This window comes from Gordonia prachuapensis, assembly GCF_036350515.1.
GTDB lineage: Bacteria > Actinomycetota > Actinomycetes > Mycobacteriales > Mycobacteriaceae > Gordonia > Gordonia prachuapensis.
Map to the genome: position 1 here is coordinate 39,382 of NZ_JAZDUE010000016.1, position 12,091 is coordinate 51,472.

Consider the following 12,091-nt stretch of genomic DNA (forward strand, 5'->3'; position numbering starts at 1 on the left):
CCTGGATTCGTGAGCGATTGCTCTGTACCGGAGCAGGATACGAACGTCCCACACCGGCAGGATACAGAGAAGCGTACACAACTTTTGCGCTAAGGTAATTTGGAAAGAGCCGAGCCGATCGCCATCGCGACCGGGTCGGCCGGAATCGTGTGATGGGTGGATGCCAATGCCAAGCGCATCAGGGGGCTTCGACGACGGCGTCGCGGGGATCATCCGCGGGTGGGCGTCTGTGCGTCCGGAACTCGGTGTCGAACCGCTGGAGATCTTCGGCCGGCTGCACCGCAGCTACTTGCTGTATCGGTCCGAGATCAACGCCGGTTTCGAACGTTTCGGGATCAACGAGGCCGGCTTCGACGTGCTCGCGTGCCTACGGCGTGCGGAGCCGCACTACCGGCGAACCGCCGGCGAGCTGGCCAAACAGACTCTTGTCACGACCGGGGGACTCACCCTGCGGGTCAACCGGCTCGAGAAGGCGGGACTCGTGACACGGCAACGGGACAACGACGACGCACGCGTCGTCTACGTCGCCCTCACCGACGCGGGACGACAGTTGGTCGACGAGGTCTCTGATGCACACTTCGCCATGCTCGCCCGGCTGCTCGACCCCATCGACGGCCCCGATCGTCAGCAACTCGCTCACCTGTTGTTCCGTCTCGAGGACTCTCTGCGTGCCGCCGGTGCAGGGATAGAGGACGAAGCGGCCAGCGCCTGAGCAGAATTCGTGGGGCGCCGCAACCGGACGGCGCCTCACGTCCCAAGTGAATCGGGTTCTGAGTCGTTCACGTGAAGCTTACGTAAAACGTCCCGCGAAATTCGCCAAACCGTTGACCTCTTAGCGCAAAGACAGGCACACTCTCTTACAGCAAAGATGTTTGGCGCTAAGACGGATGTGTCAGTCTGACCTTCCGCGGAACGAAAGAGATTCAGCCCGATGAACAAGATTCGTACCGCGTTCGCCGCAGCCGCGGCGTGCGGTGTCATGGTGTTGTCCGCCTGCGGTGGTAGCGATGGCGGGGGAACGGAAGCGGCCGCCCCGGACGGCAGCCTGGAGAAGACGCAGATCACGGTCGGTGTGCTCCCACTCGCCGACTACGGCGCCGTCTATTGGGCCAACGAGAACGGCCTATTCGAGCAGGAAGGTCTCGAGGTGACCCTCGAGCCCATCCAAGGCGGGCCTATCGGCATCCAGAAGGTGGCCTCCGGCGAACTCGACTACGCGATCGCCAACACCATCTCCGCCTCGATCTCCCAGGCGCAGGGCGCGCCGGTCACCGACGTCGCCTACACCGCGTCCCTCGGCAACGGCTCCGGGGCGATCTTCGTCAATCAGGACTCGCCGATCCAGACCATCGACGATCTGAACGGGAAGACTGTCGGTACCAACACGACTCGCAACATCGGCGACGTGACGTTCGCCAACCTGGCCCGGTCCGAGGGCAAGGAGGTCTCCCCGAACTGGGTGGAGGTGCCGTTCCCGGAGATGGTGTCGGGTGTGCAGGCGGGGTCCATCGACGCGGGATACACCCCGGAACCGTTCTGGTCGGCCGCCCAGCAGGCCGGGATGCGTCGAGTGGTCGATCTGACCAATGGGCCCAACGCCGGCCTGGCCGCGTCGATCTTCGTCGCCGGCAACAGCTTCGTCGACCAGAACCCGGACACCACAGCGGCATTCGCCCGCGCCATCTACGCCGCGGGTGAAGAGATGGCCGCCGACGAGCAGGCCGTGCGCAACTGGATTCCCAGTGTCGCCAAGGTGCCCGCGGACGTGGCCCAGACCATGGTGATGCCGACCTACTCGTCGGGTATGGACGTCGCGGCGCTCGAGAAGGTGTCGAACATGCTGAAGGAGCAGGGCCTGATCCCCGCGGACTTCGACATCAGCGAACACGTCTATCAGCTGTCCACGGACTGACCGATGCGCGTCGACAACGAGACATTGAGCCGGACGCGGGTGATCGCGTACGGAGTCCTGGGAACGCTTGGGGCGGCCGCCGTCGCCCAGCTGCTGTTCCAGCCGTCGGTCATCGGTAAGCCCGGTCTGCCCATCCCGACCCAGGTGGTCGGCGGTGTCGGGGACCTGATCGGCGACGGGACATTCTGGGAAGCAGTCGGTTTCACGCTGCAGGAGTGGCTGCTGGGTGTACTCATCGCGTCCGTTGTCGGCGTGCTGATCGGCGGTCTCATGGGTGCGTTCACCTCGGTGTTCGTCGCCTTCGAGCTTCCGGTCGAGGTGTTCCGGGTGCTGCCGTCGGTGGCGGTGGGACCGATCCTCGTGCTGCTGATCGGTGCCGGGATGCTGCCGCTGTCACTGACCGTGGCGCTCGCCTGCCTCTGGCCGATCCTGCTCAACACCATGTACGGCGTCCGCGGCGCAGACGTGACCGCCGTGCAGACGGCCCGCAGCTTCGGGCTCTCCGAACTGCGCGTACTCGGACGGGTCAAGATCCCGAGCGCACTGCCTTTCGCCTTCACCGGCATCCGGATCGCCGCGTCGATCGGACTGATCGTCGCGGTCAGCGCGGAACTGCTGATCGGCAACGGCCAGGGGATCGGCGGATACATCCTCGTCAACAGCGCCAACGCCACCGACCTCGACGTCGTGTACGCCGCCACACTGGTCGCCGGCCTGCTCGGCATGGCCGTCAGCGGCGTGTTCGCGGTGGTCGACTCGACCGCCTTCGGATGGAAGAAAGGCCTCGCACAATGACTCTCGCACAGGCAGATCGCGCGACGGTCACACAGCGTCACACGATCTCGAACACACCATCGGCGCGGAGCGCGCGCACCCTGCAGGCCCGCCGACTTCTCGGGCGGGGCGGTCTCCGTCTGATCGTTCCGGTGATACTCCTCGTCACCTGGTATGCGCTGTCCCAGTCACCGACGTCGGGACTGTTCGTCGCCGCGCCGGCCGACGCGTTCAGCCGGGTGTTCAGCGACTTCTTCAGTACCGACCCGAGCAAGCTGTTCCTCGGCGAGGCCTTCTACGACGACCTCATCCCGAGTCTGTGGCGGGCGATGGCCGGCCTCGGCCTGGCCATCGTCATCGGGGTGGGCCTCGGTGTGCTGCTGGGGATGAGCCGCGTGATGACCGCGCTGTTCCAACCACTGATCCATCTCGGGAGGTCCCTGCCGAGCCCGGCGCTACTGGGTGTGTTCTTCTTCCTGTTCGGCACCGGCGACAGCCCGAAGATCTTCCTCATCGCCTTCAGCGTGGTGTGGCCGATCCTGCTGAACACCATCGACGGGGTCGGCAGCGTCGGCACGGCACGGATGCAGGCGGCCGCAGTCTTCAAGATTGGTCGCTTCGACACCCTGGCGCACATCATCCTGCCGGGCGCCTCACCCAAGATCTTCGCGGGCATCCGGACCGCGATGTCGTTGTCCCTGATCATCATGATCATCTCCGAATTGCAGAAGTCGGAGAACGGATTAGGGTATCTGCTCATCCAGACCCAACGAAACTTCGACTACACCGGATTCTGGGCGGTCCTGATCGTCCTGGCCGCCCTCGGGGTGGTACTCAATTTCATCTTCAAGGCCATCGAACGACGAGTCCTGGCCTGGCATCGAGGAGCAACCGCCCAACATGACTAGCACCATGACCACACCCGAAACCATCTCGGCGGCACTGTCTCTCGACGGTGTGTCCAAGTCCTACGGCGACAACCTCGCCGTCCGCGACGTCACCGCGCAGATCCCCGCCGGCAAGGTCAGCGTCATCGTCGGCCCGTCCGGCTGCGGCAAGTCGACACTGCTCCGGATGATCAGCGGACTCGACACGCCCACCGACGGTGGAGTCGAGTTCAACGGCACCCCCGTGCGCGGCGTTCCGGACGGGCTGGCGATGGTCTTCCAGGACTACTCGCGTTCGCTGTTCCCGTGGATGCGAGTCGACAAGAACGTCGCCTTCCCACTCAAGCACCTCGATGCGGCCGAACGCACACAGCGTGTGCAGGAGGCCATCGAAGCGGTTGGGCTCGGCGGCAAGGAGAAGCTCTACCCCTGGCAGATGTCCGGCGGCATGCAACAGCGCGTGGCCATCGCCCGCGCCCTCGCTCGCCACCCCGCGCTGCTGCTGATGGACGAGCCGTACGCATCCGTCGACGCCCAGACCCGCGCCGAACTCGAAGATCTGTTGCTCACCATCCAGGCGCGGCTGGGCATCACCGTCCTGGTGGTCACCCACGACATCGACGAGAGCGTCTACCTGGCCGACCGCATCATCGTGCTGTCGAAGCCGCCGAGTGTGGTCGCCGAGGTGATCGACGTCGACCTGCCGCGTCCACGCGACCAGATCCTCACCAAGGAGGACCCGGTGTTCGTCGAAACCCGTGCGCACGTCACGTCGTTGCTGCGCGGCGTGGAGGTGCCCGCGACGGGCAACCGCTGATGCGTGCGCAGGCTCTGGGGGCGGGAATGCTCGCCCAGTCCCAATCGGCGATCGCCCCGTTCCGGCTGCATCGGCCCACCACCCTCACGCAGGCCAGTGCCCTGGTCGCCGAGTACCCGGAGGCGACCATCGCCGCCGGCTGCTCCGACCTCGTCGCCCGTATCCGGGAGGGCGAACGCATCGAGCGACTGATCTCGCTGCAACGTGTCGACGAACTCCGCGAGATCGACGAGTCCGACGGCACACTGCGCATCGGCGCCGCGGTGAGCCATCACGACGGATCGACGCACCGGATCGTCCGCACGGCGATACCCGGCTTCGCGGCGGCATGGAGTTCGATCGCAACGGTCCGCATCCGCTACACCGGCACCATCGGCGGCAACGTCATGGCCGCCCGGACCCGCTACGAGATGCCGCTGCTGCTGGGCGCGCTCGGCGCCGAATACGACTATGACGCAACGGGCCGGCTGCTCTGCCATGTCCGTGTGAACACCGCAGGCCTCCGCTGGTTCGGGTACGAACGGTCGATGCGGCCGACAGCAACGCTGGCTCTCGCGGTCCGCGCAGCACCGGCCGGCGGGATCGACGTACGCGCCGTCGCCGGCTCCGAGTACCGGCCCGGCTACACCCTGACAGCCCATGCCCCCGGCGACGACCTGCGCGACCTGGACCCGTCCGCACTCGCCGCGACTCTCGCCGAGCAGTTGCCCGACGAGTGCGCCGACCACACCGGATCGGCCGACTATCGCCGTCACCTCGTGGAGGTGCTGACCGGCCGCATCCTGCGCGCGGCCGCCGACGACGGCGTGGAGAGGACCCCGACACCATGATCCCAGACGATGGAGAGCTCACTGCCACAGTGCAGTTCGAACTCAACGGACAGACCCAGGCCGCCCGGGTCGACACCAACGAGACACTCCTCGGCATGCTGCGGTCCGAATTCGACTGCCGCGGTGTGCGTTCCTCGTGTGAACGGGGCGTGTGCGGTGCCTGCACCGTGCTGATCGACGACCTGCCCGTCGCGGCGTGCTCGACCTTCGCGTTCGCCGTCGACGGCGCTTCCGTACAGACTGTCGAAGGGCTCGCAGACGACGACGGCACCCCGTCGCCGGCGCAACGCGGCTTCACCGAGTGCGGCGGATTCCAATGCGGCTATTGCACATCGGGAATGCTGATGCTCACCACGGGCCTACTCCGGCACACCCCCGCACCGGATCGCGCGACGATCCGCGAGTGGATCTCGTCCAACACGTGCCGATGCACGGGATACGAGACGATCCTCGAGTCGGTGGAGTGCGCCGCGCGCATCGCAGCCGCCGACGCACCCCAGGACGTCCCTGTGCAGCCGACAGCCGAGGAGCATCGATGACCGCCCTCGAGTCGTTCCAGCACGAGTCGTTCCAGCACACCGTCGTCGACGATCCCGACCGCGGATATGTCATTCACGAGCTGCCCACGGTCGATCCGGATCGGCGCATCACCGGGCGGGACAAGCCGCGTGCCGACGCCGGCGCCAAGGTCACCGGACGCGCCATCTACGGCACCGATGTGGCCCGCGCCGGAATGCTGCACGCAAAAGTGCTGCGCAGCCCACACGCCCACGCCCGCATCGTATCCATCGACGCCGCCGCGGCACGTCGCGTGCCGGGTGTCAAAGCCGTACTGACCCGCGCGGAAGCCGTTGGGCTGCAACCGTACGGGACGATGGTCAAGGACCAGCCCACCGTCGCGATGGACACCGTCCGATATGTCGGCGACATCGTCGCCGCGGTGGCCGCCGTCGACGAGCGAACAGCGCTCGAGGCCCTGGGCCTCATCGACGTGCAGTACGAGATCCTCCCGGCCGTCTTCGATGTCGACGACGCGCTGGCCGAGGGTGCTCCGGTGATCCATCCGGAGCCGCCGTTCGGCGTGGTCCCCGGGTACGGCGACGGCGCATCGGCGGTCTTGCGGCCCCGCGACAACGTTCCGTATGAGTTCCGCTACCGCACCGGTGATCCCGCCGCATGGCAGCGGTGCGATCACATCTTCACCGACACCTTCTACTTCTCCCGCATGAATCACATGCATCTCGAACCGTTCGTCACGGTCGCCGAGGCCAGCGATGACGAGATCGAGGTGTGGTCGTCGACGCAGAGCCCGTTCAATCTCCGCAAGGAGCTCTCGCGGATTTTCTCGCTGCCGGAGAACCGGATTCGGGTCCATGTTCCGCTCCTGGGCGGTGGATTCGGAGCCAAGAACGGACCCAAGACCGACCCGGTGGCGATTCGGCTGTCGCAGTTGTGCGGCGGCCGGCCGGTGCGGTTCGCGATGACCACCGAGGAGGTCTTCCTGACCGTCTCGCAACACGCGGCCAAACTCGTCGTGAGATCCGGTGTCACCTCCGACGGTACGTTCGTCGCCCGAGAATCGTTGGTGCTGCTCAACGGCGGCGCATACGCGGAGCACAGCCCGCCGGTGGCGGAGAAGGCCGGCTACCGCATGCCCGGTGCGTATCGGTGGGACCACATCGATTCGGTCTGCAAGGTCGTCACCACCAACACCGTGCCCGCGGGCGCGATGCGCGGCTTCGGCGGCACCCAGGCCACCTGGGCCAGTGAACGCCAGGTCGACCTCATCGCGGAACGTCTGGGACTGGACCCGTATGCGCTGCGGGTCAAGAACTTCAAGGCACTCGGTGAGGAGTTCGTGCCCGGCGAGTCCGGCATCGACTCCGACCTCGAGGAGGGGCTGCGCGTCGTCGCCGACGCCATCGGCTACCACCAACGAACCCCCGCGGAATCCGCCGGTCCGCTGCGTCGCGGCATGGGTGTCGCGGTCGGCGTGAAAGACGGCGGCGGCATCAACAAGCCGGCGATGGCGCGGGTCAAGGTGACGTCGAAAGGTGACGTCATCCTGAACTGTGCGCTGACCGAGATGGGGCAGGGCGGACACTCGGCGATGTGCCAGATCGTCGCCGACATTCTGCACACCCCCACCGAGCGGGTGACCTACGCCCGGATCGACACCGACAACACCCCGTTCGATCAAGGCACCAACGCGAGTTCCGGTGTGGCAGTGATGGGTCAGGCCGTCCGCAACGCCGCCGAGACGCTTCGACGGCAGGTGCTGGAATGGGCCGGCGACCAGTTCGGGTTCGACCCGACCCGCGCCGAACTCGACGACTGGACCGTGCGCGGCGACGGTGGCGACCCGCATCCGCTGTTCCCGCGCATCATGGAGATCTTCGGCAATACCGGTTTCGAGTTCTCCGCCGACGGGTTCTACAAGGCTCGCAACGATCACCGAGCCCCATTGGAGGCGCCCTGCGTGTTCTGGGAGATCGGCTGGGCGGCAGCCGAAGTGGAGGTCGACGTCGAGACCGGCCGCGTCGAGGTGCTGCAGCTCGCGGTGAGTGGGGACGCCGGCAAGGTGATCAGCAAGATCGGGTGCCGCGGGCAGGATGAGGGTGCCGCGGTGTTCGGACTCGCGCAGGCATTGTTCGAGGAGATGCGCTACGACGATGGTGAACTGCTCAACGCGGAGGCGCTTCTGTACCGGGTGCCGCTCGCCGAGGACATCCCCGAACGATTCACCTCGATCACCCAGGAGCAAGGTCACGGGGCCGGACCGTTCGGCGCCAAGGGGATGGGCGAGGGCGGCATGCTGCCGATCGCACCGGCGATCGCGCAGGCAATCGCCGACGCCACCGGCGCCCAACTCACCGAACTGCCGATGACGCCGGAACGCGTCTATCGGGCGATACGCAGATCGGGGGAACCGCGATGACGACGTTTGCTGACCGGCCGCTCGCCCGTCGAGTCGCGGTACTCGGCCACGGCACTATCGGCTCGGTGGTGGCCGCAGAACTCACGGCCGGAAAGGTTGCCGGCGCCGAACTCTGCGGCGTCATCGGCCGCCGCCCACAGGGTGATTCGTCCCTGCCGTGGACGACGCTGGACGATGCGCTCGACGTGGCGGACGTGATCGTCGAATGCGCTGGCCAACAGGCGGTTCGCGATCACGCCACCGCGATCCTCGAGGCCGGTGTCGACCTGGTCCTGACCTCGGTGGGCGCGCTCAGCGACACCGACCTGCGCGCCCGGCTGGGCGCCGCGGGTCCCGGCCGGATGGTGATCACCAATGGGGCGATCGGCGGTCTCGACATGCTTGCCGCAGCGCACGCGGCCGGCGGGTTGGACACCGTGACCCTCACCTCGACGAAGAAGCCGACCAGCCTGTTGCGGCCGTGGATGTCCGCCGACGAGAAGCGACGCCTCACCGACGCGTCGAAGCCTGTGGTCGCGTTCCGCGGAACGCCCGACGAAGCCGCGCGCCTGTTCCCCGAGTCGCTCAATGTCGCACTCGCCGTGGATCTCGCCGTCGGCGGACACGGCACGACGGTGGTGGAACTGATCGCCGATCCGCACACGCCGATGACCCGGCACGCCATCAGCGCCGACGGACCCTTCGGTCGCTACTCGATGGTGTTCGAGAACCGGCCGAGCGCCGACAACCCGCGTAGCAGCGCGATCGTTCCCTACTCGGTGTTGCAGACGATCGGATCGCTGGTGGGTCGGCGCCCGGTGTCGGTCTGAGGGCTACGCCGACGGCACCGGCAGCGGAGCCAGACTGTTCCCCCGCGGGATCGTCGCGCAGTTGCTGCGCGTGGGCGTGCCGGCGAAACGCTCCGTGAGGAACTGCAGCGCTTGGGCCTCGAAGACCGGGAACGCCTGTCCATGGGTGAGGCCGTCGTACTGGGCGTAGGTGACATCGACTCCGCGGGTGCAGTATTCGTGGGCGAGACCCACCACGTCGTCGGTGACCATGATGGTGTCGCCGACCGCGTCGGCGTGGCCGACGGCGAGGAACAGCGGTGACCGCGGGGTGCCCCGGCTACCCATGATGTTGTCGTTGACCGCGCGGACCACCTCGGGCACGTCGAGCAGCCCGGAGTAGGGCGGCTTCACCATGTCGGCACTCGTCAGACCGGGATAGTCGCCGGCGAAGTCGTTGATGCACTGATCGCTGACCTGCTGGGTGATCTGTTTGCCTCGGGTGGACAGGAAGGAATCGGTGTCGAGGTCGTAGGTGCGCTGGTAGGCGACGACGAGCGCGGGAATCACCCCGGCCCACTGGGCGCTGCCGTTGATGTAGGGCAGGTTGTGCGCGAGGTCGACGGGCAGACCGCCGCCCGCGGTGCCGACGATGTTCAGCTCGGGCGCGTACCGCGGCGCCACCTCGGCGCCCCACTGAGTGGGCACCGACCCGCCCGAGTAGCCCACCAGTCCCACCGGGGTGGAATCCGGTACGCGCAGGAAACTCTGCGCCGCACGCACGCCGTCGAGTGCGGCATATCCCGACTGCCGGCCGATGGTCCACTCCAGATCTTCGCCCTCGTAGTCGGGCGCGACCACGGTGTAGCCGGCGGCGAGATACCCGGCGATGACGGCTTGTTCGGCGGTGTTCAGCGGGTTGGCGTAGCCACCGCTCAGCGTGTACGACGGGTCGCACTTCGAGCCGAGCGCGTCGTAGGCCATGTGGTAGGACACGAGCCGGGTGGGGCCGGGTGTCAGCGGCCGCAGCACCGTCGCCACCGTGACCGCGCCGTCGCCGGCCTGGTCCGTGGTCCGGTACAGCACCTGACTACCCGTGACGGGTGTGTCGAGGGTGGGGGTGCGGAACGTCATCGGCCGCGATCGCAGCACAGTTCCCGGCGCCACACCGCCCAGCGGGCCCGCGTAGTCGTAGAACGGATCCGCCGACGGCAGCGGCGAGCCCGGTCCGGGTGCGGCTGTCGCCGACGGCGCGGCGGCGAAAGCCACGGACCCGAGCATGAGCCCGAGGGCGACGAGGACACGAAGAAGTACAAGGCGGGGAGCGCGGGCCATGGACTGAGTTAAACAGCAACCGACCGGGTCTGCCGAAGTTGGCGGGCACCCACGGCGATCGTGGCTCAGATCCGCGTGACCTCCAGATCCCCGTCCGTGTACTGCGACCGCAGCCGCTTCTTGTCGAACTTGCCGACGCTGGTCTTCGGGACCTCGTTGATGACCGTCCAGTTCTCCGGGAGCTGCCACTTGGCGACCTTGTCGGACAGGAACTCCTGGAGGTCTTCGACTTTCGCGTCGGACCCCTCGCGCAGCACCACCGCCACCAGCGGCCGTTCGTCCCACTTGGCATCCGCGATGCCGATCACCGCGGCCTCGATGACGTCGGGGTGACCCATGACGGCGTTCTCCAGGTCCACCGACGAGATCCATTCGCCGCCGGACTTGATGATGTCCTTGGTGCGGTCGGTGAGGGTCAGGTAGCCGTCGGGGGTGATGGTGCCGACATCGCCGGTACGCAGCCAGCCGTCCTGGAACTTCTCCGGTGCGTCGACGCCGTAGTAGGAGCCGGTGATCCACGGGCCGCGGACCTCGAGTTCGCCGACGCTGTTGCCGTCGTTGGGCACCACCTCGCCGAGGTCGTCGACCAGTCGGGCCTGCACCGATGCCGGGAACCGGCCTTGGGTGTAGCGGTAGCGCCACCGCTCCTCACCCTCGGTGCCGGCCGGCGGACGGGCCACCGACCCGAGCGGCGACGTCTCGGTCATGCCCCACGCGTGCAGCACCTGCACGCCGTGATCCTCCTCGAAGGTGTGCATCAGCGACGGCGGCACCGCCGACCCGCCGATCAGTACGTCCTTCATGAACGAGATGTCCTGCGGGTTGGCCTCCAGATACTGGTGCAGACCCTGCCAGATGGTCGGCACCGCGGCGGAGAAGTTCGGCTTCTCGGCGGCGATCAGCGCCGCCAGAGGCTCGGGCTGCAGGAACCGGTCGGGCATGATCAGCGATGCGCCGATCATGAACGCCGCGTAGGGAAGTCCCCACGACATGGCGTGGAACTGCGGCACCACCGCCAGCGCGCGATCACCCTGCTTCAGCGCCGGTCCATCGGTCATACAGACCTGCATCGAATGCATGAAGATCGAACGATGGGAGTAGGCAACACCTTTCGGGTCGCCGGTGGTGCCGGAGGTGTAGCACATGGCGGCGGCGGAGCGTTCGTCCACATCGGGCCAGTCGAAGTCGGTGGGCTGATCGGCGATCAACTGCTCATAGGCGTGCACCTGCACACCCTCGGGGGCGTCGACGCCGTCGGCGGAATCTCCGGTCACGATGACGTGCTTGACGGTCTCCATCTGAGCCAGCTGCGGGTTGAGCAGCGGCACCAGGGTTGGGTCGACGATGATGGCGTGGTCTTCACCATGGTTGGCCACGAACACCAGCTGCTCGGGGAACAAGCGGATGTTCAGTGTGTGGAGCACCGCGCCCATAGACGGGATGGCCAGGTAGGCCTCGAGATGTTCGGCGTTGTTCCACATGAAGGTGCCGACCCGCTCGTCGCCGGTCACACCGAGTCCGCGCAGCGCGTGCGCGAGCTGCGCACAGCGTCGTCCGACGTCGGCGTAACTCCGTCGCCGCGCGCCGGCGTCGGTCCAGGTGACGACCTCGGCGGTGCCGTGGATGGTGCTGCCGTGGCGCAGGAGCTGTGCGATCGAGAGTGGGGTGTCTTGCATGGTGCTGAGCATGGGAACTTCTCCTTCGAAGATCTGAGCAGAGGACCTGGGTGGTATCTCGGCGTGGGGTGGTCAGACGCATCAGGTTCGAGCGTCGCACTCCGATGCGATCCGGATGGGCAGTTTCGCGAAGAGCGAGACAGGGCAACTTTTCA

Annotated in this window: 11 protein-coding genes; 9 read left to right on the plus strand and 2 right to left on the minus strand. The window is 66.9% G+C overall.

Going from position 1 to position 12,091, the window contains the following annotated elements; all coding sequences use genetic code 11:
* The first annotated feature begins 166 nt into the window (after positions 1-166).
* From V1Y59_RS18210 to V1Y59_RS18250, 9 genes are all read left to right on the plus strand, one after another.
* Positions 167-712 carry a MarR family winged helix-turn-helix transcriptional regulator gene (locus V1Y59_RS18210; protein ID WP_330506363.1) on the plus strand — a complete coding sequence of 182 codons (546 nt, stop codon included), beginning with the start codon at positions 167-169 and terminating at the stop codon, positions 710-712.
* A 219-nt stretch (positions 713-931) separates the two neighbouring features.
* Entirely contained in the window at positions 932-1,912 is a 981-nt protein-coding gene (locus tag V1Y59_RS18215; protein WP_330506364.1) for an ABC transporter substrate-binding protein, read from the plus strand.
* A gap of 3 nt (positions 1,913-1,915) precedes the next feature.
* Positions 1,916-2,707: an ABC transporter permease gene (locus V1Y59_RS18220; protein ID WP_330506365.1), complete on the plus strand. Its 792-nt coding sequence runs from the start codon at positions 1,916-1,918 to the stop codon at positions 2,705-2,707.
* The gene (locus V1Y59_RS18225) at positions 2,704-3,594 is read left to right on the plus strand and encodes an ABC transporter permease (protein WP_330506366.1); all 891 of its coding nucleotides are present in this window, start codon (positions 2,704-2,706) and stop codon (positions 3,592-3,594) included. The genes V1Y59_RS18220 and V1Y59_RS18225 overlap by 4 nt, the downstream gene beginning before the upstream one ends.
* Positions 3,587-4,390, plus strand: a complete 804-nt coding sequence (locus tag V1Y59_RS18230) for an ABC transporter ATP-binding protein (RefSeq protein ID WP_330506367.1) — start codon at positions 3,587-3,589, stop codon at positions 4,388-4,390. Before V1Y59_RS18225 ends, V1Y59_RS18230 begins: the two co-directional genes overlap by 8 nt.
* The gene (locus V1Y59_RS18235) at positions 4,390-5,220 is read left to right on the plus strand and encodes an FAD binding domain-containing protein (protein WP_330506368.1); all 831 of its coding nucleotides are present in this window, start codon (positions 4,390-4,392) and stop codon (positions 5,218-5,220) included. The genes V1Y59_RS18230 and V1Y59_RS18235 overlap by 1 nt, the downstream gene beginning before the upstream one ends.
* Positions 5,217-5,759, plus strand: coding sequence for a (2Fe-2S)-binding protein (locus V1Y59_RS18240; RefSeq protein ID WP_330506369.1), 543 nt, complete (start codon positions 5,217-5,219; stop codon positions 5,757-5,759). The genes V1Y59_RS18235 and V1Y59_RS18240 overlap by 4 nt, the downstream gene beginning before the upstream one ends.
* Positions 5,756-8,158: a xanthine dehydrogenase family protein molybdopterin-binding subunit gene (locus V1Y59_RS18245; RefSeq protein WP_330506370.1), complete on the plus strand. Its 2,403-nt coding sequence runs from the start codon at positions 5,756-5,758 to the stop codon at positions 8,156-8,158. The genes V1Y59_RS18240 and V1Y59_RS18245 overlap by 4 nt, the downstream gene beginning before the upstream one ends.
* Positions 8,155-8,967, plus strand: coding sequence for an aspartate dehydrogenase domain-containing protein (locus tag V1Y59_RS18250; RefSeq protein WP_330506371.1), 813 nt, complete (start codon positions 8,155-8,157; stop codon positions 8,965-8,967). The genes V1Y59_RS18245 and V1Y59_RS18250 overlap by 4 nt, the downstream gene beginning before the upstream one ends.
* 3 nt (positions 8,968-8,970) lie before the next feature.
* Here V1Y59_RS18250 and V1Y59_RS18255 read toward each other — a convergent pair whose 3' ends face one another.
* Positions 8,971-10,260, minus strand: a complete 1,290-nt coding sequence (locus tag V1Y59_RS18255; RefSeq protein WP_330506372.1) for a lipase family protein — start codon at positions 10,258-10,260, stop codon at positions 8,971-8,973.
* 65 nt (positions 10,261-10,325) lie between these two features.
* Entirely contained in the window at positions 10,326-11,948 is a 1,623-nt protein-coding gene (locus tag V1Y59_RS18260; protein WP_330506373.1) for a long-chain fatty acid--CoA ligase, read from the minus strand.
* Between the last annotated feature and the right edge of the window lie 143 nt (positions 11,949-12,091).